Here is a 23,936-nt window from a genome sequence, read left to right as displayed (position 1 = left end):
GGGCTGATAACATGTCCAAATCAAACGGCCCCGCATATCCCAAGTCGGATATGGCCTATCTCCGCTTTAACGGCGTGTTGGGGAAAATCGAAAACCTGTTCAACCTCATTGCAGCAACATCCATCCTCGTCTTGATGTTGCTGGCTGTCGTTCAGGTCGCTGGACGCAACTTGTTCAACCAGCCCGTACCCGGTTTTATTGATATTACAGAGCAAGCCATGGCCGTGTTTGCGTTCATGGGCATCGCTTACTGTCAGCGTGTTGGCGGCCATATCCGTATGGAGTTGGTAATCGGCATCTTCAGAGGTCGTACTCAGTGGATTGCAGAGTTCCTCGGTGTGCTGGCAATCCTCCTCGTTGTATCGGTGTTGATGTATGGCTCCTTCCTGCACTTTGATCGTGCATGGACCTTTGGGGACAGCACGATGGATATTTCTATCCCGACCTGGCCGTCCAAGTTTATTGTTCCACTTGCATTGTCCTTGTTGTGGCTTCGCCTCGTTCTTCAGCTGTTTGGCTACTCCCGCCTGATCATCAACCCGTCAGCCTCAGTTTTGGATTTGCCGCACGTGATGGATGCTGCTCAGCATGCAAAAGCTGAAATTGAGGAGACATTCCATTCCGCCGAAAACGGAGAAGAGGGGCCTGAAATGAGAACACCTGCCCACGGAGGTGCATCATGACCCCGTTTGATATCGGTCTCATCATGACCGGGATGCTCTTGCTCCTCGTCATCATTGGTGTTCGTGTTGCCTTTGCGGCAGCGTTCGTTGGCATTATGGGCATGGTTGCGATCTTTTCCATGCGCCTCGGGTTTGAACGCGGTGTCATGACCGCTGCAAAAATGGCTGGCACGATCCCGCATTCCAAATCTGTAACCTACGCACTGTCCGTTTTGCCCACCTTCATCCTGATCGGCTTTCTGGCCTATTACGCTGGCCTGACAAAGCAGCTGTTTGAAGCCTCAAAGCGCTGGCTTGGTTGGCTTCCAGGTGGTTTGGCAATCGGCACCGTTTTCGCCACAGCAGGTTTTGCTGCTGTATCAGGCGCATCAACAGCAACTTCCGCCGTGTTCGCTCGTGTCGCGATCCCGGAAATGTTGGAAGCAGGCTACTCCAAACGCCTGTCTGCCGCGGTGGTTGCGGCTGGTGGAACACTGGCCTCGCTTATCCCACCAAGTGCGATCCTCGTGATCTACGCCATTTTGGTGGAAGAGAGTGTCGGCAAACTCCTCATGGCTGGCTTTTTGCCCGGTGTTGTTTCCGTTCTCATCTACGCAGCTATCATTTATGTCATCGCCGCATGGCAGGGCGGAGCACCTGCAATCGGTGGCTACAGCTGGAAAGAGCGCTTTGAATCTGTACCCGGCACGTTCCCTATCATTGGCGTGATCCTGATCATCTTCAGCAGCCTCTATTTTGGCTTTGCAACACCAACAGAAGCGGGTGCGTGTGGTGCATTCGTGGTGCTGCTGGCTGCGTTTTACAAAGGCATGCGTACCAAGCAGCTTTTCCTGGCCCTTCACGAGACAGCAAAGCTGACGGTGATGATCTTCACGCTCATCTGGGGTGTACTCGTCTATGTCCGTTTCCTCGGCTTTGCAGGCCTTCCGGATGCATTCCGTGAGTTCATTGTTGCACTCGATTATCCACCAATGATGATCATTGTTTGCATTCTGCTTGGGTATGCTGTGCTTGGCATGTTCATGGATGCAATCGGTATGCTGGTTCTCACTCTTCCAGTGGTCTTCCCAGCGATCATGGCACTGAATGGTGGTCTCGATGTCAGCGCGGCAGAAAGCACACTCGGCATGTCCGGTGCAGCCTGTGCAATCTGGTTCGGCATCATCGTTGTGAAGATGGCCGAGCTCTGCCTGATTACACCGCCCATTGGCTTGAACTGTTTCGTGGTCTCCGGTGTGCGTCCAGACATCCCGGTTCAGGAAGTCTTCCGCGGTGCGACACCGTTCTTTGTAGCGGATGTGGTGACTGTAGCTGTCTTGGTGGCTTTCCCGGCAATCATAACTTTCCTGCCATCCTTGATGTAAAATGGCTGTTCAATTGAGATAATGGAAAACCCCGGTCGGTGGACCGGGGTTTTTTGTTGCGCCATACTCTGTGGTTTCCAACAAAGAGCATTGCCATGAAAATCAAAAAATTATCCAATCAACATCAAGAGGTAGTTTGGTCGTTCTTGATGAAACACGCCTACAGCTCAATGTTTTTGCTCAACAACATCGAACAAACTGGCCTTGAATATACGGGCGAGCTCTATTCGGGAGAGTATTGGGGCGCTTACGATGAAGCTGACGAGTTAAAGGGTGTTTTGGCACAGTTCTGGAACGGTAACTTGATGTCTCAGGCACCTGACTTGAACGCTCTGGAAGCTCTCAGTTCGCACTTCCGTGAATTTGTTAAGCGCCCGGTTGCCGGAATGGTTGGCGATGGTGAGCAAGCCAGATTTGTATTGAACAAACTGAACTTTCCCGCAAATGCCTACAATACCAACCGCAGCGAAGGCCTCTATCAACTGGCCTTGGAGGACCTGCAACTCTCTGAGAAAGCAACTAGCGATCAGTTCAGTCTGATCCCAACGTCAGAAGCTGATACGTTATTACTGTTCGATTGGCTAAAAGCGTATGAGCTGGAAGCCTTTGACGGTGAAGCCAGCAAAGAGCATGACAAACACATCACAAACCGCGTAATGGAAATGCAAAAAAGCGGCAATGCATGGGTCTTGCTGGATAGAGAGCAACCTGTTGCGCTGAGCGGGTTTAATGCAACCCTCGCAGAAATCGTGCAAGTCGGCCCTGTCTGGACACCACCAGAACATCGCAACAATGGATATGCCAGAGCCGCCGTTGCACTCACACTGGATCTTGTGAAGAAGCAAGGCGTACAGAAGTCCGTTCTGTTCACCGATAATCCGGCGGCAGCGAGAGCTTATGAGGCTATCGGTTTCAGGCAAAACGGAAGCTTCCATCTTGCCTTGCTCAAAGAACCAGTTGAATTATCGAGTGTCTCAGCCTGATCTGCTTTTGTCTCGCTTGGGCCACACATACCCCTTAGTCTCTCGGATAGTGATTTCTACCGAGGCTCGGTAGCATCCAGAAACCCATCTCCTTTGCAAAGCAGCAGCGTGAGCCAGTCCATGCAGTCGGAGAGATTAAGCACTCCGATCGTAGCAATGCCTGGTGAAGGAGGTGGTCGATGGATGAAGCTTGAACTTAAGTTCAAAATAGAAAAAGCACGGAACAGACTGGTACTCTGGTTCCGTGCCACTTTCAAGTAATCCACCGGGAAAGGGGGCGGAAGCTCCCTTTCTCTTCCTCAATATAGTCCTGATCTCTCAATCACGCAATAATGAGGAAATAGAGGGTATTCCTCCGTAATCACTTCTAAAATAAGCTGCCTTGCGCGTCTGGATCGACAACATTTTTCTTCTTGCGTGCTGGTTTTATGGCCTGCTTTGCTTTCGTCTGAGCCACATGCTCTTCCAAGTTTTTTGGAGGAGAAGTCGGCTCCGCAGTAGCCTCAACGACAGGTTTTGACACTGGCCTTACTGCTCGTGGCGGTGTTGGTGTTACACCACCTCCATCAGCCACAGCACCAACAGTACCACCCTTCATCTCCAGCTTCAGGGCTTGCCCCGCCTGAACATCCTGCGCGCTAGCCAATGGGACACCAGCCTCATCACGCACCACCGCGTACCCGCGCTCGATTACCCGCTCATAGCTTAGCGATCCTAAAAGTCCGGCAGAGTTGGTGAGACGTAAACGCTGTCGTTGCACCTGGTTAGAAAACGCTGCAACAGCTCGACCTTTCAGTACCTGAAGACGTTCTCGTCCTTGTGCAACCTGACGCTCAAGCGTGATTGGGCGCAATCCGGAAGAAACTGCTGTCAGAGAGTTCCGGTGGATTTGCGTGTTCATCTTCAGGCCGTGCTCAAGACGACCCGCCACCATATCAAAGCGCTGGCGTGGAAGAGCGAGAAGGTCTCGTGGAGCAGGAAGTGCAGCACTTGCTGCCCGCAGTTCTGTCCGGCGTGTTTGGATCAAGCGCAACAGGCCCGTTGAGAGACGACGAGATAAATCGTCCACCTGGGCGGTCATCTCAGCCTTTACCGGAACTGCAAACTCAGCCGCACCAGTTGGTGTCGGTGCGCGCACATCGGCGGCCAAATCAATCAGCGTCCAGTCTGTCTCGTGGCCAACAGCTGAAATCAGTGGGATTTGAGAGTCTGCTGCCGCACGAACCACAGTTTCATCATTAAAGCCCCAGAGGTCTTCAATTGAGCCACCACCACGCGCAACGATCAGAACGTCAGGGCGTGGGATCGCTCCGTTGGCCTCAAGTGCGTTAAAACCGCGAATACCAGCAGCAACTTCGGAGCCGCAGCTCTCACCCTGAACGCGAACTGGCCAAACCAAAACATGCAAAGGAAAGCGGTCGCTGATGCGGTGCAGGATGTCGCGAATAACCGCGCCAGTTGGGGACGTAACAACGCCAATCACGCGTGGCATACGTGGTAAGGCAACCTTGCGCTCTTCTGCAAACAAACCTTCTGCCGCCAGTTTGCGCTTGCGCTCTTCCAGCAGTGCCATCAGCGCTCCAGCGCCGGCTGGTTCAAGGCTATCAATCACCATCTGGTACTTGGATTGCCCGGGAAAGGTGGTGATTTTACCCGTCGCAATGACTTCAAGGCCTTGCTCTGGCTGCACCTTGAGCCGTGAAGCATTGCCACGCCAGATAATGCCGGAAAGCACGGATTTATCGTCTTTTACATCCAGATAGATATGCCCTGAAGCTGGTTTGCTCACACGACCCAACTCGCCCCGCACACGGATATAACCAAACTTGTCCTCAAGCTCGCGTTTGATATCACCGGAAATCTCGGAGACGGTATATTCAGCAATGTTGGAGCGTTCAGACAATGTCAGACTTCTTTCATATGCGGCAAAAAGTAAACCATTCTCTCTTAGTGTAGCCCGTGACAATTGCAAAGGGGAACCGTGAGAAGCGCTTCCACCTGTTGAGACATTGAGTTCTCACCAGCAAATCTTTAAGCGCAAAGTGGTATCTGCCGTGTGCTTGGCATATGGTGCCCCCATGTCCCGCTATGAGTTTCGCATGCAACGCTTATTTGTCGATCAAGATCTCCGCGCAGGCCTTCAATTGGAGGCAGACCGCGCACAGGCCAACTACCTTCTGAATGTCCTTCGCATGAAGGAGGGAGGCGATGTGCTCGTCTTCAACGGCAAGCATGGAGAGTGGCGGGCTCAGATACTGCCGACGGGGCGTAAGTCCTGTCACCTGATTGTGACTGAGCAGTTGCGTGAGCAGACACCGATGCCAGACTTGGACTATCTGTTTGCACCGCTGAAACTGGCGCGTCTGGATTACATGGTTCAAAAGGCTGTGGAGATGGGAGCAGGGCGCTTACGCCCGGTGCTCACCCAGTTCACCCAAAACCCAAAGGTGAAGCTAGAGCGCATGGAATCCAATGCGCTTGAAGCCTGTGAACAGTGCGGCGTGCTTTCAATCCCCTCCGTAATGGAGCCGCAGCAACTTAAGAAACTTCTTTCAACATGGGAGCAAGAAGAAGGTGATCGTCATATTATCTTCTGTGACGAAGGCCATGGGACGCACAATCCGTTGGATGCACTGAAAGATGTTCCTAAAGGACCTCTGGCCGTATTAATTGGCCCGGAAGGCGGTTTCTCTGAGGAAGAGCGTGCGCTTTTGCATAGCAAACAATTTGTACATGCTATCCCGCTTGGCCCACGGATTTTAAGAGCAGACACAGCTGCCGTCGCGGCTTTGGCCGTTGTTCAGGCAAAATTGGGAGATTGGTTCTAAGGTACCTCCAAATGGAGGCCTGAATGGACCTGAACAACAAGACTGCTGACGCTGAAAAGCAACCCCAAAAAGAGAGCTCAAAAAAGAAAGACCGCAAGAGATGGCGCCTGTCCATCTCCGCCGTCTTCAGCATTGGTGCGGCGATGCTGCTGGCCTTAATTGGCGGTTCCATGCTGCTTTATGTATCTGATGCCACAAACCGTCAGACAACCGTCATTATGCGCGAAACCGGGGCTCTCATTGTCGAACGTGGTCTTGAGGTTGTTGAAGATTTCTTCCGCAATGAAGAACGGATGGGGCTGTTAGCGGCCGAAGTCCTGTCAGATCCACTAATCTACAACGCGCCTGTAGCTTTACGTGAGCAGTTGATTTCCATCCTATCACGCCAGACCAATATTAAGCGGATTTCCTACACTTTCCCGACGGGGCGGCGGATCTCGGTTCAGTTAGATCACGCGAGCCAGCCGGTTCAGCAGATGATGGTCATGCCTCCTAATGAACAGGATATGGAAGTCGGCAATCATCGTTGGGCTCCTCCGTATTATGATGAGGGCATAGGCGAAACGTTTATGCAGTTTGCCGTCTACATCAGAAATCCGGTCGACAATACAATCTCTAAACTCACGTTGGATTATCCAATATCTCTACTCGGTCAACTGATGGCTCGCATCAAGTGGCGGGCTTCTCAGATTCCGTTTATCCTTTATGGGCGAGATCAAGTGCTGGCGAGCTCAGAGCAAGCGTTTCTGAGCTTCAAGCCGAGCAAGGCAAAGCCGATCCCATTAATCTCAGATCTGCAGGACACACCTCTGAGCAATATCTGGTCCGAAAATGCCAACCGCAGGTCTCTCAACACCAATTATAAAGCCCACATCGACACAACCACCCATGGCACCTATCTGTATCTTTATGACGATTTGAGAAACGGAAATCGCTTCCCCATCATCATCGGTAGCTATGTATTAGCGTCTGAGTTCAGTGTTCCCTTCGAGAACCTGCACAAAATCTTTGTTGCAGCCACGGCTTTTCTGGCTGTCGGTGTGCTTCTTATGTTTTTGATTGGCCGAAGACTTGCAGGACCGTTTGTGGCTCTCGGAACCCAAGCAAATGCTATCCGTAAACTTAATATGGAAGGGTTGAGTGCGCTGCCAAGATCGCGGCTTAAAGAGGTAGATCAAGCCAACCAGGCCTTCAACTCAGCAGGCGTGGCTCTGAGTGCATTCTCCAGATATGTGCCTAAGGACCTTGTCAGAGTGTTGCTGGAACGAGAATTTGAAGGTCTCAACAGCACGGAGCTTCGCGAGATGACAATCTTGTTCTCTGATATCGCTGGGTTCACTGGTGTTGCCTCTAAGCTGACAGCAGAAGAGACCACGTCCTTACTCAACACGCACTTCCAGGAGCTTGCCGATTGCATAAGCCACACCCATGGAACCATCGACAAATACATTGGTGATGGTTGTATGGCGTTTTGGGGAGCTCCGGAAACCATGGAAAACCACGCGCAAGCAGCTATTGATGCAGTACATCTCATTGCGCAAAGGTTGGAGACAGAGCTTAAAAACGAGGAGGGCGCGACTGAAAAGCCACGATTGCGTATAGGAGTTCACACAGGAACCGTTGTTGTCGGCAACATCGGTGCTATTGAGCGGATGAACTATACTGTCGTTGGAGATGCAGTGAATGTGGCTGCACGTCTACAGGAGCTTGGCAAAACGGTGGATCCTGATGCCCGAGTGATTGCCCTTGCCAGCAACGCGACGGTGGACCATCTCAGGGATAAATCTCATACGAAACATTTGGGAGATTATCAGTTGCGTGGCCGTGAGGAGGCCGTTGATGTCTACCGGATTGTTTAGAGCGGGTATCACTATTGAACCCAATTCAATCAAATTTCGTCTCTTAGACATAATATTTGCAGAATACTACATCCAAAATTAGGGAACTGACGTTACGTCTGATGAGTGATTAAATAGCCGAGAGAAGCTTACGAGGGGAAAACCTCATGTTACGACATCCCAATAACAATATGTTTTCCCTTATGGAAATGCTCAGCCAAAACTATGCAAAAGCCTATAAGGACTACTGTGAGACTAGCCACGGTTTTATGCCCTTCATGCAGAAAGAGGAAATGCCCTCTGGAAAGTCGGGTGCAAAATCTGCAGGTGTTCCTGAGTTCCCATACATGAATTGGGCTGATCCGTCTAAATGGCAAGGGATGACCGGGTTGCCACAGCAGGCTATGCTCTCTCAAGTTATGAGCATGTTCAGTGGTGATAAAAACATCAGTGCAGCCATGCAACGCCACCTCAGTCGCAAAGATGCTATGAATGTTGAAAGCTGGATGGAGCTAATGCCCATTTTACTGATGCTTTCCTATGGCAACATGATGAAGAATTATCTGGCAGGGCCTCAGCGCACTATGATGGAGGCCTACTTGCAAGGCTTTGCAAAAGGATGTCCAGAGTTACATCAGGACACGGATGCTGCGCGTAACCCAATCTTGGATGCACGGGAAGCCTTCTGGTCGCAGATGATGCCATTAGAAAATCCGATGCTTGAATTCTGGACAAATGCTCTGCAGGGCACAAGCACAGCTTCTGATGAGCACAATGAGTCACCAAAAGAATCTACAACGCAAAACACACGAGCCAAGAAGCCATCGTCTCCGGGGAATGGATCAGGCCGTAAGGCGCATCAATCCACTGCGAAGGAATCGGGTGTGCCATCCTTGTCTGGAGGTTTGGCAGCAATGCAACAAGCTCAGGGCGAGGCTTGGCAGCAATATTGCGACGTTTTTTGGCCAACTCGATCTCATAGGTAACAATATTTCACATATACCTGAGGATAACTTTTTGTGATGAAGATCACTAATTGAGGAAGTTGTTTACTGCAATTTCCTCCGTTTCCGTTCAGACCGAGAGTTCAGAACTAGCCTGATCGTCCAAGCTAATACAAACCGACATGAATTAATCTAGCATAACTCTCTATCTATGAGAGAATTACTAGGTGTTTTTTATATCGTAACTCCAAGTTGATTGATCTCTTTCGGGTTTTATTTTGACTATTGGATTCTTTCGTGAGGCTAACCCAGAATAAGAGCAAGTTTGATTATATGAAATATTGTGATAGGTCATCTTAAGCTCCCTAAAAGAGGGAAACGACTGCGATAATAAAGTATTATATTCCAACTCTCGGTTTTCTTTCCACCAGTTTGCTGTATATTCATATCAAATTGTTATGGATTGGGGACATGACAGCACTATTAGACTTAGATTCTCTGCGAACTCTGGTAATGATTGCGGATACTGGGAGCTTCACAAGAGCAGCAGAAGAACTTGATAAAACGCAATCAGCGATTTCCATGCAAATGCGTCGTATGGAAGATAAACTTGAGCGCACGGTCTTCCGGAGAGAAGGGCGGCACTCAAAACTGACAGAGGATGGTGAGCTACTGTTGCGCCATGCCCGTCAGATGCTGCGTTTGAATGACGAGACATTAGCAATGTTCTCGGAGCGCGAAGTGACCGGTAAGGTTCGTCTTGGTCTTGCGGAAGGCATTGACGAAACCAGAACCGCAAAGATTATCTTCGAGTTCTCTAAGAACAATCCAAAAGCTGAAGCATCCATCGTCTGCGCACCGGCAGCAGATCTTCGTAAGGCTTTGGGAGAAGGCAAACTGGATCTTGCCATCATCGGCAGCCTCGCAGATGAAGCCGAAGCTGGTGAGGGGAGTGTTCTTTCCAGCGAGCGTCTCGTTTGGGCAGCTGGCAGCAATTTCAAACTTGCCAGTGAAAGAGAATTGCCATTGGCTGTTGGTCTGGAACAATGCCGCATTCGAAAAGCTGCTGTTGAAGCGCTTGAGGATGATGAACGCGCATTCCGTATCCAATACAGTTCAAGCAATCCAGGTCTTGTTGAAATGACGGCAGCAAGCGGTATGGCAATCACAATTCAGCCGCGCTCATCTCTTGTTGCATCTGATGCTGGGCTGCTGGAACTGGAAGGCCTGCCGCAGTTGCCAAACTACGTGGTCAAGCTGGTTCGCGGTAAGGAAAGCCATTTCAAAGCAGCAAACGCTTTGAGTGATTATCTGGCGAAGTCCTTTGAGAAAACCGCAGCCTCTGCCTGAGTGGTTTGCAAAGAATAAGTCCGAGTTATCGGAAAAGAAAAAGGGCCTGCGCAATGCAGGCCCTTTTTATATGTGGGTGATGAATTTTTGGCGGTTCAATTAGGGGTAGAGCCGCCAATTGAGGCTCCCACAAAATTATGCGCGCTGGCGGCGCTTTTCCATTTCGGCGCAGCGGCGTTCACTGGCACGAATACGCAGATGCCAGCTTGGGTCTTTACCATCACCAGCAGAAAGCGCGCTGAAGACGTCATCACGAGTAATGCCGATGTCGTCCAGCATACGGTCTTCCAAGCGTGCAAGCTCAACCATTGCGCGACGATCCTGGTAGTGTTTCCAGAGCTTTAGAGGCAAAGCTGTCAGCAGGTGCAATGTGTGAGCCAGCGTCAGTGGTTCAAAGGTGCCTGCATTAGCGCGATTTGGGTTGCGATATTCAGAAGGGGTAGGGAATGCAAGCGTCATGGTATCACTCTCCCGTTTGGATAGGCTGCTCTGGCCATCCATTGGAACTGGTATAAGGGGTTATAAAAAGAGGGAACGGTGTCGTTCGATGCGTTAAATATCACCGAAAAGTTGTAGGTAAACAAGAGAATGTTTTCGATTGAAATCCATTCAAGATCGTGATTGATTGATCATCGTCAAATGGGAGGGAGCCCATGCCTTATTCGATCGATGTTGATCAATTGAGAACATTTCTGGCCGTCGCAGAATTGGGAAGTTTTACCAAGGCTGGCGATGCCGTACATAAAACTCAGTCCGCTGTTTCCATGCAAATGAAGAAGCTTGAGGAACGTATCGGACAACCAATATTTGTGAAAGACGGACGTAACTCTAGGATAACAGAGCACGGAAGACGTCTTGTCGAATATGCGCGGCGCATGGTTGCTTTAAATGATGAAACGCTCTCTGCGTTTCATGAGCCTGAGATCGCCGGACGAATCCGGTTAGGTTTACCAGATGACTACGCAGAACGACTGTTGCCACAAGTACTTGCAGCATTTAATCGGCTGAACCCTTGCATCAATTTGGATGTGGAATGTTCCAGCTCTAACGAAATTGGGCGGCGAATCCAAAAGGGTGATCTGGACGTGGGAATCGTCACAAGCGGCGACTGTACCAGTGTACCAGGACAGATTGTGCGCCGTGAGCCCCTTCAATGGATTGGCTCACGTGAGCATATCGTTCATGACCAGCGCCCATTGCGCCTTGCGGTTGGCCCAACAACTTGCTCATGGAGACAGGCAGGCGTTGCCGCGCTTGATCATCTGAACGTTCAGCATCAGGTGGTTTATACCAGCGCCAGCGCCGCAGCTCTTGCTGGTGCCGTGAATGCCGGACTGGCCATCGCGATCCTGCCAGCCAGTGCGTTGCGTCAGGGACAGCGTATTCTTGGAGAAAAAGAAGGCCTACCGCCACTTCCACCTTGCGATATCACCATCATCAGATCTCAAATGGCAATCGAGCCGGTTCATGATGCGCTTTGCCATCACATCGTAGCGTCCATTGGCAACGTCACGATGGAGTATAACGGAATGGAAACAGAAGCTGCTGAATAAGCGACTTCTCTACTGAAGTGCTTTAAGTCCAGTGGTTCAAAACCCCGGGCTTATTTTTTGGCAGAACGACTGAGCACGATCCAGTTCCCACCCAGCGCAAACATCAGGCCAAGAATGGATGTTGCAGTCCAGGTGTAACCTTCCATCGCGGTGGAAACGCCAAGCGCTACAATCGGGAACATCACTGTCGCATAGCCTGCGCGTGCAGAGCCGATCCGGCCCAGCAATGTCAGATAAGCTCCAAAGGCAACGATGGAACCGATGACCACCATATAAAGGAAGCTCCAGATAAACTCCGGCGTAAACGGAACCTCAAAGCTGGCACCTTGTAGCAGGCCGTTCACACCAAGAAGGACAGTGCCGTACACCATACCCCATGCACTGGCTGAGATAACCGAGATCTTTTTGGCAGTCGCACGTGCAGAAACGATGTTGCCAAAACAGAAGCTTAAGGTCCCCAAAGCACATAGACCAAGCCCGCCCAACGCTGCGATATTCCAGGTACTGCCTGCAATCTCTTGATAAAACATCAGACAGATGCCGGAGAAACCAAGAACAGCACCAACCACAAGTGCACGGCTTACCTTCTGTTTGAACAGAATGAAGCCAAGGACGATGTTGAACACGGATGCAAGCGAAAACACCACCGAAAGCAAACCTGATGGCAGCTCTCGTGAACCGTGATAAAACAAAAGGAAGTTGGTTGAAAACAGCAGCAGGCCAAGCCCCGCAAAGCTCAGATGAGCCCGCAGCGGAAAGGCCATCTTATGACCGCCAAAAATGGCCCAGCCCCACATTAGGATTGTCGCAAACAGAAACCGCCAGAAAAGTGCAATCTCAGGGGTAATGACCGCCTGCAACTTCAAGGCGTACCAGCTGAAGCCCCACGCAAATACGGTTGTGCCATAAAGGGCGAGATCGAACATACTAAGTGCTTGAGGCTTTTGAGAAATAGCAATGCCTGCATCAACGTCGCTAGCACTTGTCATGAAATATTCCTGCCAATTCAAAGTGTTCCAAGCAACTTCCTGCATGAAATCGCGAGATGAAACAAATGAATAAACGTCATCTATTCATTTGAAAAACGAATGATTTAGAGGTCTATAGGTCAGTATTAGAGATTAAAGATGCCCCATGTGGGGCTGTAGCCATCTCTCAGGATCGCAATGATCTGTGGAGGCGTAATAAGAGTAACGTCCTCAGGCAACTTTCGGTCAGCCGCCGTATATCCCTCAAAGCTCCAGCTCCACCATTTACGGTTCCTCAGAGCATAAAACCTGTCGCCACAATGAACCACAGTACCTTCCGGCCAATCCTCGTGCGGATTGATCTGTGGAAGGGAAACTGGTGATTTCTTGTGCCCGCACCGTTGCGAATGCAAAACCAGATCCATTTCGTCAGAGCTTGGGGTCACCTCTAATCCTTCGCAGCATTTCCAATGCTCAGCAAAGCGCCGTGCATCCTCCTTGCGGCAGAAGAAACAAGGACGATGGCCCGCGGCCAGCGCAGTCACCTCGTCAAAGAAGAAGAGTTCCGTATAAAACTTGCCCCAGACATCGCGGTGCCAGTCTTTATAGGTGGTAGAGCAACACAGCCACCTGCGAGAGGCATGCGTTCGGCCAGTCAGTTTCTGCGTCTCTGGATCATGAATACGGCCACCACGATTGCCCATGAACATGCCACGGGCAGGGACAGCACACAGCTCACCATTGGGAGCAACACGGTTTTGCAAAGGCATAACAACAAGCTCATGTAAATAGAGAGCAGCTTTTGGCACACGAAAGAGCACAGCGCTGCAATAGGGAAAGATGACTGGAGTTAGGTTATCTGCTCAGTAGGAAGATGCCAAGAGCGGGGATCAAAAAGAAAATGCCGACCACATAGCTCGCGGCCACCACAAATCGGCGTGCACCCAAATCACCAACAAACTCGGCAAGGCGTACTGGCAGATAACGCGTGAATGGCAAACTGTAGATCAGCACAACACCCAGTACGTTATAGACCAGATGAACAATCGCGATCTCAAACGCCAGCTCTCGCTGACCAGTCACAGCAAATGCAGCCAGAATTGCTGTTAAACAAGTGCCAATATTTGCGCCAAGTGTGAACGGATAAACCTGCTTTGTTGTCAGAACGCCAGAACCAGCCAGCGGAACAATAAGGCTGGTTGTTGCTGAAGATGACTGCAGCAGCAAGGTCGCGATCAGCCCTGTGAAAATGCCGGAGGACGGAGCGACAGACGTCATCGTCTCAGCCAGACGACGTGCATGTCCGGCAAGCAATAGCTTGAGCAGCTGGCTCACAAACGTGATGCTGATAACAATCATCACAAAACCAATTGCCGCAATCACGAGGCCGTTCCACGGTTGCGCCAGCCCATAGGCTAGCTCACGGATTTCTCCAATGACGGGCTCGGTTAAGTAATTGACGAAGTTGAAGTTTGCGGTGATCAGATTGTCGGCAGGATCGAGCGCCGTAAAGAAATCACCGACAGCCATCGCGATTTTCTGCAAAAAGCCAAAGGCCAGCTCCAGCGGTAGAAAGATCAGCAGGCAAATCAGGTTGAACGCATCGTGAACCGTCGCCGCACTAAAGGCGCGCCGGAAATCTGCACGGTCCCGCGCATAACCAAGGCTCACGAATGTGTTGGTGAGTGTCGTTCCAAAGTTGGCCCCAATCACAATAGGAATAGCAATGGAGATAGGCATTCCTGCTGCAACTAAGCCAACCACAATGGACGTGGTGACAGAAGAACTCTGCACTAAAGATGTGGTGAGAACGCCAACCAGCACGCCTGCAATTGGATTGGTAGCATAGGAAAAAATCTGCTCGGCTGTCTGATGACCAATAGCAACAAAGCCCGCTTCAATGAGGCCAACAGCACAAAGAAGAAAATAGATCAGGAATCCGACAGAGATCCAGTTGAGCAAACTTATGCCCAGTGGCATGTGGTGCTCATCCTCAAGATAGGGCTCGTCGTTGTTCAGGGGATCTTTTTGCACCGACATATCCGTCTATAAAAGTTCACCACGACCTTTAGCCGTATCTTCTAACACCAGTAGCACAACCTAGGAAATCACCAAGGCTTTCGTTGACCACCTCTGCATTTGCAGGGTAAATACTCAAGCTAACTACGGTATTTTACAGGTCAATCACCTGCATCCTATTGCTCACTGATCGGCTAACTGTCAACATCTGCCGGGTGTGATTCTGCCTGAATTTTCTACGTGGTGGCCAAATTTTCCTTGGAGGGGACATACCCGATGATGAAGAAATTTAAACTAGCATTAGCAACTCTTGCTCTTTCTGTCGGTTTCGGAGCAGCAGCTTCCGCAACGGATCTGCCAGATCTGAAGGGCCGCACCATTGTTGCAGTAACCGAAAATGCATACACACCTTTGAACTTTGCAGACCCCAAGACCGGTGAAGGCATCGGTTGGGAATATGACGCGTTCAACGAAATTGCGAAACGCCTCAACATGAAGGTCGACTGGCGCCTGGCCTCATGGGACAGCATGATTGAAGCTGTTCGTCAGGGCCAGTTTGATGTGGGCATGGATGGCATCACCATAAACGAAGAGCGTGAAAAGCAGATCGACTTCACCGATCCTTACATGACCTCCGAGATGTTCATGCTGGTGCGGGCAAATGAAGACCGCTTCGACAACTCAAAAGCTTTTGCTGACGATCCGGGCTTGTTGGTTGGCGCGCAGCCGGGCACCACAAACTTCTACACCGCTGTTTATGCTGTGTTGGATGGCGATGAAAACAACAAGCGCATCCAGCTGTTCGAAACCTTTGGCGCTTCTGTTCAGGCACTGCGTGCTGATGATGTCGATATGGTGCTGATGGATGCAACTGCAGCAGCAGGCTACATGGGTGCATCGCCAGACAGCTTTAAAGTGGTTGGCGGTCCAATCGGCTCTGAAGATTTCGGCTTCATTCTGACACCGGGTTCTGATCTGCGCGAGCCGATCAACGCAGCACTCAACTCCATGCGCGAAGACGGCACCATGGATGCCCTGAACCAAAAATGGTTCTTCGACTATAAGTCCAAGAACTAACAATAACCTGGTTGATTTTGGCGGGTACTTGCGACCCGCCATTTTGTGTCTGGGTATTGCAGAAGCGTCGAAACCGATTTTCGCACGCAAATACACCCAACAATCTGCTTCTGGTATGACTACGGATTTCCGAATCTCTTCAGGAAATTCAAACGAGATTTAAAGGAAACGCGATGGGCATGCGTTCTGCCACAAGATCCCGGTTGAACAAGCTTCCATGGTGGTTGCTCGCATCATTTGTTCTCGCAGTTTTCTTTCTCTGGCTCATCGCCGCCAACGGTGATTATCGCCAGATCTTTGAGACCCTTCTCAGAGGTGTCGGCATTACCCTGTTTGTCACCTTTGTCTCTTTCATCATCGCCAGCATTGTAGGACTCGTCATCGCATTAGGGCGAGGGTCTAAACACCGCGCTATCCGCGAGTTGTGTTCGTTCTATACCGAGATCATGCGCGGCGTACCCATGCTGGTGCTGCTCTTTTACATTGCCTTTGTCGGTGCCCCACAAATGGTTGCAGCTTACAACTGGCTCATGGGGCCGCTGATTGAATGGGAGATCGTCGACAAGCTGCGGGTGCGCGACCTTTCCATGCTGTGGCGTGCGATCATTGCGCTGTCCATCGGCTACTCTGCCTTCATTGCTGAGATTTTTCGTGCAGGTATTGAGAGCGTGGATGACGGTCAGTTGGAAGCAGGCCGGGCACTTGGCCTTTCCAGATGGCACACGTTCCGCTTCATCATCTGGCCGCAAGCGCTCAAGAACATCCTGCCGCCACTTGGAAATGACTTCATCGCACTCATAAAGGAAAGTGCGCTGGTCTCCGTGCTTGGTGTGCAAGACATCACCCAGCTTGGCAAAATCTATTCTGCCTCCACATTTCAGTTCTTCGAAACTTACAATGTGGTTGCGTATCTCTACCTCATCATGACAGTCTCGCTGTCTCTGGTCGTTCGCGGTTTGGAACAACGCATGAAGCGAGCCTTTGAAAACGAAGCTTAAAACCTGTCCCTAAGAAGCCCACAGAGGTTTTAGGTCGGGTTTCTACCAAACAATGATAAATGCAGCATGCCCAACAAAGAAGGCACAGCTGCTTATGACAGGAAGTTGGAATGACCGTTCTCGTTATTGAAAACTGCGAAAACGTAACGCTTGGCCTGCTGGGACAGGCGCTGGATGAAGCGAAAATGCCGATCGATCTGCGTGTCATGGCAGAAAGTGATCCTCTGCCATCAGACATCTCCAAGTTCAGCGGGCTTGTTGTTTTAGGCGGTTTGCAACATGCCAGAGCAGATGAGGAGTTCCCATTCCTGAAAGGCGTTTGCGACACGATCCTTGCATTTCACGAAGCTGATAAGCCGGTGATGGGCATCTGCCTCGGGAGCCAATTGATCGCACGCACATTCGGCGGCGATAACATTTTGGGCAATCCGGTGGAAGCTGGCTGGCTACCACTGCAAGTCTCAGAGCAAGGCAAACAAGATCCGGTCATCTCCGCCTTCGAAGAAGATGATCACATATTCATTCTGCACACTGATACTTACACTCTGCCAAAAGACGCCGTACATCTGGCATCCAGCGAGATGACACCCAATCAGGCCTTCAAAATGGGTCGTGCCACATACGCCATCCAGTTCCATTTCGAGTGCTCTGTCGATCAGGTGAACCATTGGAACGGCTGCTTCCATGGTCCAATCAACGAACTGGTACCGCACTGGAACGAAATTCTGGAAGAGCAGGGCCCAAAGTTCGGCCCAAGAGCCGACGCGTTGGGACTGGAAATCTCTCGTCGCTGGATTGCTCTTTTGTAAGAAGGGCGAGTAGCAAGAAAAGTGTTTGTGCCTCAGTAAGCTCAATTAGAAAACAATGACAGGAAAGCCCCCGCAGAAAACTGCGAGGGCTTGAAGCCTTCGATTATTCAGCAGGCCATTTCATCTCGCCCATCACCACCTTGGCTCCAAGAGCAAGGTCACTGGTTCTGCGTTCTTCCAGTGCTGGAAACTCTGTCTTCATGAGCGTCACCAGTTCATCAGAGTTTGTTGCAAGAGCTGCATTTTTCTCAACTGCAGCCACATAGGCCTTGGTAAAGGCGATAGAACCCACCGTCTGGCTGTTGGTGTTACCAAGAAAATGCCCAGGGATCACACGTTTCGGGTTCAGAACAAGAAGATCATCAAGACTCTTCTGCCAATCCTTACGTTTCTCTGAGGTCGGATTATCAGCCTGCCATATATGAGAGTTGTCATAGACCAGCACACCGCCAACCACAGTACGCTCTGAAGGAACCCAAAGACTGGTGTGGGACGGGTCGTGTCCATCAAGACCAACAATCTCAACTGGAGTTCCATCCACCTCAAAGCTGTTGCCATCAATGACCTCAGGAACGATCAACTCCTGTGGTGCATCATCTTTCAGGATCGGTCCCCAATAAGCAAACTTGCCCTCAATGGTGGCTTTGATCTTCTCTACCGTCGGCTGCGTGGCAACGATCTTCGCATCAGGAAAGGCCGCATGAAGCGCATCCAGACCGAAATAGTAATCAGGATCACCATGACTGATGTAAATCGATGTCAGCGTCTTGCCACTTTCCTTAATGATTGAAATTAAGTTCCGGGCATCACGACGCTGAAACTGCGCATCCACCAAAACAGCTTCCCTTGGGCCTTCAATCAACACTGAGGTAACTGGGAACAAACCCTCATCACCCGGATTGTAGACCTCAAAGGTGAGGGCAGCAGTATCCTGAGCATAGGTAGCAACAGGCATAAGAGTAGCGGTTGCTGCAAGGCTTGCAGCAAGAGCAAAAGACTTTATCATTTGTTTTCCTTGGGGTTAAAGAGCAGGAGTGTCCTGCTGAATGCTGTGAGAGAAGTTGTTCAAAACTTCCGTTAGTTGCTCGTAAGAGCCATAAAGCAGATCAGTGGGCAGCAGCACGCGCTCACCGAACATGTCTGCAACAAGTGTTGGCACACCACGCGCACCCATCTGGTTTTAAACCACCTGTCCATAAGCAACGCGCTGTGAAGTCTCCGCCTCAACAGACGTCATATGGTCTTGAAGCAGAGTGGCAGCATCTACAAAACCTGCACCGGAAAGCAGATCCAGCAGGATGGAAAGGTCGGTGATGTCTTTGCCTTCCACATACCGGGCATCTTGGATGAGCTTCAGCGCCTCTGGCCCTCTCGCTGGTTCCACGATTGAGCATGCTGTCATGGCAAGTGTCGCAAATGTTGAGTCTAGCGTTTGTCTCTCACCATTTAGAATCTGGCTTTGATAGGCCCGGCTAAATGTCTGCCCTGTCAGCCTCGCAATCTTCTGGTCACTGGCCCACGCATAAGATGCAAAAGAATGGTCTAGAGGGCGAGCTCCAGCACCGCTAAACAAGCCCGCTGGTAACATCTCAACCTCGTAGTCCTTCGCCAAGTCCGCCAGTCTGGGAGTTGTGCCGTAACACCACCCACATAGCGGATCGTAGATGTAGAGGAATGAGTGCGTCATAAGTTTCTCCTTGTTGCAAGGGAACCTAGGACAGCTTGACTATCTGTAGAATACAGATAATTTTGACATACTGTCTGCAAAATAGAGACAATTATATGAGCCTCTACAATCTCAATCTCAATCTCAATCGCCTCCGCCATTTTGTTGAAGTCGTCGAAAGTGGTTCCTTCACCGCAGCAGCGAAAAAGCTCGGCCTGGGAAAAGCCATCGTCAGTCACCAAGTCGCAAAACTGGAAGGCGAGCTCGGCGCAGCCTTACTGGTGCGCACAACACGCTCTCTTCAAGTGACAGAAGCAGGGCAGCGGTTTTATGAAAACGCCGCAGAAATTCTCGATCAGGCAGAACGAGCGGTACAGGAACTCCAGCATGAACAAGAGGTTCCCAGCGGTTTACTCACAGTGACAGCACCAGAAGATTATGGCCAGTGCGTTGTCGCCAAAGCGCTCATGCGATTGAGGGTAAAATATCCAAAAATCAGGGTCAATGCGGTCTTCACGGATGAAAAGTTGGACCAGCTTAAAGAGAAAATAGATGTCTCCATCCGCGTTGGTTGGTTGGAAGACAGCTCTGCTATCGCAAGGAAAATAGGCAGTTTCCAGCAGTTTACTGTGGCCTCACCGCAATATGTTGAAGCGATGGGACCGGTCTCAACACCAACCGATCTGCAAGATAAAGACTGGATCTACCACTGCAAGCTACCTGCGGGAATATCGTGGCGAACAGCTGAAGGGGAGGAGGTGCAATTTGTACTCCAAAATCCGCCGATCACAGTCTGGAACACACTGACTTCGCACGCATGTGCTCTCAGTCACGGCGGTCTGTGTCTCCTCCCGTCCTTTCAGGTCCGCGAAGATCTGGCATCAGGTCGTTTGCAACGGGTTTTGCCGGACTGGCACCATAAGGAAGGTGGAATTTACGCGCTCTTCCCAAACAGCCGCTTTCGCCCAGCCAAGACCAGGGTGTTTGTAGAAGAGCTGATAAAGACGCACAAAGAGGCTCGCGATGTATTTTAAGAAGGTTGCTGACGCTAAACCCAAGTCTTCTGGTGCAGTTGGCACATCCGGTTGATCAGCCACTTACAGGCAGGGGCTTGCGCCTGCTGTTTGCCCCAGACAAGAGAGACCTTGTTAAGAATGGCATTCTGCTGAAAATCATAGGAAAGCTCTTTCAGCGTACCAGCCTTCACCTCATCATCCACCATCTGCGCAGGCAACTCTGCCCAGCCCACACCGCCATGCACCATGGTGTGTGCCACGCGCGGATTATCTGTAATCAGCAGATGCGGCCCTTTCTGGCGTGAAAACTCAGGTGAGTTTCGGTCAGTCTCTGTCCCAGAAATAATCTGTCTGTATCCGCGCAAGTCCACCAACCGGACTTCCTTCAGTTCGGCGAGAGGATGGTCCTTGTGGCAAACCGGAATCCGGCGCTCAAATCCAAGCCCACGGAAGTGGTAGCCTTCCTTGTAGGGGTGCCGCTCGATAATAATCCCCAGTTGAGCGCTCTCTTCCGTCAGCCTGGAAAATACATCACCAAAAGAGGTGGTTTGGACATGCAACTCTACCTTCGGAAACTGCTTGTCGAAATCATGAAAAACCTGATTAATCTCAGAAACATAGGTCCCATACTCAAACACCACTTTGAGGCTGCCTTCCGCCCCTTCACAAAGGGCGCCAGCCTTCACAAGCAAGTCCTGCCTGCTCTGCAAAATGGATCTTGCATAATCCAGTAAGGAAACACCCGAGACAGTCAGCTCTGCACGGTAACTGCTGCGATCAAAAAGATCGGAGCCAAGATCAATCTCCAGATTGGAAATCGCAGCACTTACAGCGGATTGAGCCTTACCCAACCGTCGTGCAGCAGCAGAAAAAGACCCTAACTCTGCGGCAGTCACAAACGCTTCCAACTGGTCAACACTGGGCATCCAACCTCAACACGATCTGAAATTCTGATGGAGTTCAACTTTACTGCATAGGTCAAACTGATCTTTATGTCACCCAAATTTGCAAACTGAGAGGAATGACCATGCGAAAAATAATCGGGCTGGCAACCGCAACAATGATTGGCTCACTCATGACGTCAGGGCTCGCCATGGCAGAAACGATGCCGTGCGAAACCAAACTGCCAATTGACATCCCCTCCAATTGCGATGCCATCAAGGTTATTAAACCAATCGAAAAACTGGAGAACTTTCGCCCACTAACCACGCCGAAAAATGGCCCGGCTTTAAAGCGGCAAACAATCTTTCGCTCTGACCAACTGGACAACCTGACAAAAGCTGATCAGGAAAAACTCAGTGCATTGGGCATTGAGACCATTGTGGATTTGCGTGCTCCGGATGAACTGGAGAAACACCCGAACAAACATATTTCAACAGTAGACTTCAACATCAATCTGCCAATTGGCTCAGACCCGGCAGACGTTAAAAAAATCATGCCTTTAGATGTTGCCTCGCAAATTGGTCCTTTATGGTTCAGCGGAAAGTTTGATGAGATTGACCAACTGCTGAAAGACCATAATGTAAACCTCTACAACACCCGGATTGATCGCTATAAGGACTTTGCCCGTAAGTTTACACCGCAGATCTCCCGCTTCATGCATGTGTTGTTGGAAGAACAGAACTACCCATTGGTGTTCCACTGCGCAGGCGGCAAAGACCGCACCGGTTATGTGGCAGCTGTACTGATGTTGTCTCTGGGCTTTTCTGAGGAAGACGTCATGCGCGACTACCTCACCACCAATCTCTACACTTATGATGAACTGAGCAAGCTAGTCGCAGACGGCCCGCATTCTCTCCGCCCGGCTTTCGGTGCACATAAAGAACAGATCACGGCTGCGCTGCAAGCGGTGAAAGAAGACTACGGCAGCTTTGACACCTACCGCCGCGAAGCATTAGGCATTTCTGATGAAGAGCTGGCCCTCATCAAAAAGAACCTGCTGGCAGACCCAATCTAAGGCCTCCCAGCACCCCTCGTGCTGCCTTCCCCCAACGTTGGCGGCACGAGGTTCCTCTTAAACGAAAGAGAAGCACTCTACGCACCTCCTCGTTGATGATTGTGTGCTTGCAAGTCTGTACCGATTGTCTCCAATTTGAAAGTAAATCAGGACATTCAGGAAAGTTTTCATTTGAGGGAGCGTAGTAGTCTGGCGGCCCGTTAGGAATACAGGCGTTTACTTTCCAAAAAAATGCGGTTGGAAGGGATGCGCAAATGTTGTCGGAGTTGATCTATGTCCCCGCAAACGTTGAACAAACAAGAGCACAAATGGGCCAGTGACATGGCGCGCCATCTTAACCTGAACTTTGCGGAAGAGGGGGGCGATCCCGGAAATGAGCAACAGCAAGCAGCAAATGTAAGCAGTATAGAGGACCCTTGGGAGACGTTAGCCGCTCTGGAAAGGTCAACTGATGAGCTTTTTGCAAACAACAATCTGGTTAAAAACCAAAGCGTTATTTTTGCTCCTTTCAAAAAAGCTGGCCAATCTGCTCGCTCAGTTGTTGCGAGTGCTAAGAAGGACCTTAAAGGTCGCAAAGCACAAAGTGCGAATGCGAAAATTGCCAAGATCAAAGAAAATATTGCATCCATGGAGCAGCTTATTGCCGTGGCCAAATCCAACCATACGGCGTTAGAAGGGCAGATCCCATGGATCAGGGAGGATTATGAGCGATTGGCCGCTGAAATTCCAATCGTAGACAGTCTTGCCATTGCTAAGAAGATACCGAGCAAAAAGCACAAGAAGTTTATCGGAATAGATCAGGAAGCAAGAAGCTTACTTCGAGAAGCAGAAACGTCCTGCGAAAATTTCCAAGTTGATGCGGCGAACAAGCTCCTGAAAAGCCTCCATAAAACTCTTCAAAACTATCAAAAGGAAGTGGACTGGCTGCAAACCCTGCCTGCTGTCAGCGGGTTCGGAGCCAGCGAAACGCCGCACACATCCAAGCGGGATAAGATCGCTGCTGCATTCCATCGCAAACAACCTGAAGACCCCAACGTGGAACTTGTCAGGCCCGAAGCAACAGAGAAAACTAAGGTCTTTATCCAGTCTTGGAAAAAAGAGAACTTCACCGACCCGTCTGCCAGAAAGGACTTGCAAAAGCGCGGGGGAGCTTCTGCTCCGTTCAAGTTTGTTGTCCATACAGGTTCGATGGAAAACCTCATCAACCAAACAGGCTGCTTTGCCTCTGATGCGAATGACACCATGAAGGGGTGGGACACAATCTGCACATCTGTTGTGACGGATGAGAAGTGCTTCGCCTACGGTGCATTTGGTGTGATTTTAGATGTTCCGCCTCAGAATGTGCTGGTTTCCAGCCCGGACGATATCATGAGTGACCTGAATATTGGGCGCGCAGACCGAAAAGAACATATGGTCAACGTCACGCAGGAGCAAAACGAAAAGCTTCTTGATGTACCGGACCACGTGCGAAACGGATATCTCAAGAACCATCTTGGCAAATTTGATTACGACAAAAGGCAGCAACCCGTTGATGACCTGATGGAGAACACCTACCATCAGCACAATGAAGTAATAATTTCAACGAAGGAAGGCGTTCAACATAAGGAAGGCGTGGACGCAACGGCTCCTCTCAAGATTCAGGGGATCTTCATGATCGATTCAGAGCCGTCTCCGGATACCGTTGCGGTGCAGAAATTCAATGGCAAGGAAGCCTTGTCGAAAGAAGAAAAATACGAACTCTTCATGAAGCACGCAGAAAAAGTCGCCAAAAGCCTGGGCGTTCCGATCCTTTTCTTGGACGGCGAGAGTACGACAGCTTAGTTAGTGAGGAGCAAGCTGTGTAAGTGCGGCTTGCTCCGGTACAGATATCAATAACGTCCCAT

23 protein-coding genes are annotated in these 23,936 nt (G+C 50.4%); 14 read left to right on the top strand and 9 right to left on the bottom strand.

Annotation, left to right across the window (positions count from 1 at the left end; all coding sequences use genetic code 11):
* Positions 1 to 11: 11 nt before the first annotated feature.
* The 3 genes from DHN43_RS05280 (at position 12) to DHN43_RS05270 (ending at position 3,030) form a co-directional block, all read left to right on the top strand.
* The gene (locus tag DHN43_RS05280) at positions 12 to 683 is read left to right on the top strand and encodes a TRAP transporter small permease subunit (RefSeq protein WP_108817923.1); all 672 of its coding nucleotides are present in this window, start codon (positions 12 to 14) and stop codon (positions 681 to 683) included.
* Complete coding sequence (locus tag DHN43_RS05275; RefSeq protein WP_057463773.1) at positions 680 to 2,047, top strand: TRAP transporter large permease; 1,368 nt, start codon at positions 680 to 682, stop codon at positions 2,045 to 2,047. The genes DHN43_RS05280 and DHN43_RS05275 overlap by 4 nt, the downstream gene beginning before the upstream one ends.
* A 149-nt stretch (positions 2,048 to 2,196) precedes the next feature.
* Positions 2,197 to 3,030: a GNAT family N-acetyltransferase gene (locus DHN43_RS05270; RefSeq protein WP_208994856.1), complete on the top strand. Its 834-nt coding sequence runs from the start codon at positions 2,197 to 2,199 to the stop codon at positions 3,028 to 3,030.
* A gap of 367 nt (positions 3,031 to 3,397) precedes the next feature.
* Here the strand turns inward: DHN43_RS05270 and xseA are convergent, their stop codons facing one another.
* The gene (gene xseA / locus DHN43_RS05265) at positions 3,398 to 4,933 is read right to left on the bottom strand and encodes an exodeoxyribonuclease VII large subunit (RefSeq protein ID WP_108817922.1); all 1,536 of its coding nucleotides are present in this window, start codon (positions 4,931 to 4,933) and stop codon (positions 3,398 to 3,400) included.
* A gap of 196 nt (positions 4,934 to 5,129) precedes the next feature.
* On the opposite strand from xseA, the gene DHN43_RS05260 reads away from it, so the two are divergent.
* From DHN43_RS05260 to DHN43_RS05245, 4 genes are all read left to right on the top strand, one after another.
* The gene (locus DHN43_RS05260; RefSeq protein WP_108818016.1) at positions 5,130 to 5,858 is read left to right on the top strand and encodes a 16S rRNA (uracil(1498)-N(3))-methyltransferase; all 729 of its coding nucleotides are present in this window, start codon (positions 5,130 to 5,132) and stop codon (positions 5,856 to 5,858) included.
* 23 nt (positions 5,859 to 5,881) lie between these two features.
* Complete coding sequence (locus DHN43_RS05255; protein ID WP_108817921.1) at positions 5,882 to 7,717, top strand: adenylate/guanylate cyclase domain-containing protein; 1,836 nt, start codon at positions 5,882 to 5,884, stop codon at positions 7,715 to 7,717.
* Positions 7,718 to 7,863: 146 nt separating this feature from the next.
* Positions 7,864 to 8,682: a hypothetical protein gene (locus DHN43_RS05250; protein ID WP_208994845.1), complete on the top strand. Its 819-nt coding sequence runs from the start codon at positions 7,864 to 7,866 to the stop codon at positions 8,680 to 8,682.
* 429 nt (positions 8,683 to 9,111) lie between these two features.
* Complete coding sequence (locus tag DHN43_RS05245; protein ID WP_063287123.1) at positions 9,112 to 9,990, top strand: LysR family transcriptional regulator; 879 nt, start codon at positions 9,112 to 9,114, stop codon at positions 9,988 to 9,990.
* A 135-nt stretch (positions 9,991 to 10,125) separates the two neighbouring features.
* Here DHN43_RS05245 and DHN43_RS05240 read toward each other — a convergent pair whose 3' ends face one another.
* Positions 10,126 to 10,449: a DUF1127 domain-containing protein gene (locus tag DHN43_RS05240; protein WP_057463768.1), complete on the bottom strand. Its 324-nt coding sequence runs from the start codon at positions 10,447 to 10,449 to the stop codon at positions 10,126 to 10,128.
* A 194-nt stretch (positions 10,450 to 10,643) separates the two neighbouring features.
* Here DHN43_RS05240 and DHN43_RS05235 point away from each other — a divergent pair, with 194 nt between their 5' ends.
* Positions 10,644 to 11,543: a LysR substrate-binding domain-containing protein gene (locus DHN43_RS05235; protein WP_057463767.1), complete on the top strand. Its 900-nt coding sequence runs from the start codon at positions 10,644 to 10,646 to the stop codon at positions 11,541 to 11,543.
* A 50-nt stretch (positions 11,544 to 11,593) separates the two neighbouring features.
* Here DHN43_RS05235 and DHN43_RS05230 read toward each other — a convergent pair whose 3' ends face one another.
* From DHN43_RS05230 to DHN43_RS05220, 3 genes are all read right to left on the bottom strand, one after another.
* Positions 11,594 to 12,532: a DMT family transporter gene (locus DHN43_RS05230; protein WP_199914769.1), complete on the bottom strand. Its 939-nt coding sequence runs from the start codon at positions 12,530 to 12,532 to the stop codon at positions 11,594 to 11,596.
* A 125-nt stretch (positions 12,533 to 12,657) separates the two neighbouring features.
* Entirely contained in the window at positions 12,658 to 13,281 is a 624-nt protein-coding gene (locus DHN43_RS05225) for a hypothetical protein (RefSeq protein ID WP_108818015.1), read from the bottom strand.
* 85 nt (positions 13,282 to 13,366) lie between these two features.
* Positions 13,367 to 14,551, bottom strand: coding sequence for a Na/Pi symporter (locus DHN43_RS05220; RefSeq protein WP_193757737.1), 1,185 nt, complete (start codon positions 14,549 to 14,551; stop codon positions 13,367 to 13,369).
* Between the two features lie 258 nt (positions 14,552 to 14,809).
* On the opposite strand from DHN43_RS05220, the gene DHN43_RS05215 reads away from it, so the two are divergent.
* From DHN43_RS05215 to DHN43_RS05205, 3 genes are all read left to right on the top strand, one after another.
* The gene (locus tag DHN43_RS05215; RefSeq protein WP_208981743.1) at positions 14,810 to 15,607 is read left to right on the top strand and encodes a transporter substrate-binding domain-containing protein; all 798 of its coding nucleotides are present in this window, start codon (positions 14,810 to 14,812) and stop codon (positions 15,605 to 15,607) included.
* Positions 15,608 to 15,780: 173 nt separating this feature from the next.
* On the top strand, positions 15,781 to 16,605 hold the full coding sequence (locus tag DHN43_RS05210; protein ID WP_063306523.1) for an amino acid ABC transporter permease: 825 nt from the start codon (positions 15,781 to 15,783) through the stop codon (positions 16,603 to 16,605).
* Positions 16,606 to 16,715: 110 nt separating this feature from the next.
* A complete protein-coding gene (locus tag DHN43_RS05205; protein ID WP_108817918.1) occupies positions 16,716 to 17,414 on the top strand; it encodes a type 1 glutamine amidotransferase in 699 nt (232 codons plus the stop codon).
* Between the two features lie 103 nt (positions 17,415 to 17,517).
* Here the strand turns inward: DHN43_RS05205 and DHN43_RS05200 are convergent, their stop codons facing one another.
* Genes DHN43_RS05200 through DHN43_RS05195 form a run of 3 tightly spaced genes read right to left on the bottom strand, consistent with a single transcriptional unit; the run spans position 17,518 to position 19,101 of the window.
* Entirely contained in the window at positions 17,518 to 18,420 is a 903-nt protein-coding gene (locus tag DHN43_RS05200; RefSeq protein ID WP_108817917.1) for an MBL fold metallo-hydrolase, read from the bottom strand.
* A gap of 15 nt (positions 18,421 to 18,435) precedes the next feature.
* Positions 18,436 to 18,588 carry a hypothetical protein gene (locus DHN43_RS27270; protein ID WP_208994839.1) on the bottom strand — a complete coding sequence of 51 codons (153 nt, stop codon included), beginning with the start codon at positions 18,586 to 18,588 and terminating at the stop codon, positions 18,436 to 18,438.
* 6 nt (positions 18,589 to 18,594) lie between these two features.
* On the bottom strand, positions 18,595 to 19,101 hold the full coding sequence (locus DHN43_RS05195) for a DsbA family protein (protein ID WP_208994837.1): 507 nt from the start codon (positions 19,099 to 19,101) through the stop codon (positions 18,595 to 18,597).
* Positions 19,102 to 19,196: 95 nt separating this feature from the next.
* On the opposite strand from DHN43_RS05195, the gene DHN43_RS05190 reads away from it, so the two are divergent.
* On the top strand, positions 19,197 to 20,114 hold the full coding sequence (locus DHN43_RS05190; protein ID WP_108817916.1) for a LysR family transcriptional regulator: 918 nt from the start codon (positions 19,197 to 19,199) through the stop codon (positions 20,112 to 20,114).
* A 14-nt stretch (positions 20,115 to 20,128) separates the two neighbouring features.
* Here the strand turns inward: DHN43_RS05190 and DHN43_RS05185 are convergent, their stop codons facing one another.
* A complete protein-coding gene (locus DHN43_RS05185; protein ID WP_108817915.1) occupies positions 20,129 to 21,022 on the bottom strand; it encodes a LysR family transcriptional regulator in 894 nt (297 codons plus the stop codon).
* A gap of 101 nt (positions 21,023 to 21,123) precedes the next feature.
* On the opposite strand from DHN43_RS05185, the gene DHN43_RS05180 reads away from it, so the two are divergent.
* Together DHN43_RS05180 and DHN43_RS05175 are read left to right on the top strand one after the other, a co-directional pair.
* On the top strand, positions 21,124 to 22,053 hold the full coding sequence (locus DHN43_RS05180) for a tyrosine-protein phosphatase (RefSeq protein WP_208994828.1): 930 nt from the start codon (positions 21,124 to 21,126) through the stop codon (positions 22,051 to 22,053).
* Between the two features lie 273 nt (positions 22,054 to 22,326).
* Positions 22,327 to 23,874 carry a hypothetical protein gene (locus DHN43_RS05175; RefSeq protein ID WP_108817913.1) on the top strand — a complete coding sequence of 516 codons (1,548 nt, stop codon included), beginning with the start codon at positions 22,327 to 22,329 and terminating at the stop codon, positions 23,872 to 23,874.
* The last annotated feature ends 62 nt before the right edge of the window (positions 23,875 to 23,936 follow it).

Source organism: Pseudovibrio sp. Alg231-02, assembly GCF_900143565.1.
GTDB lineage: Bacteria > Pseudomonadota > Alphaproteobacteria > Rhizobiales > Stappiaceae > Pseudovibrio.
Note: the sequence above shows the minus strand (reverse complement) of the source record. Positions and strands in the feature narration are given on the sequence as shown.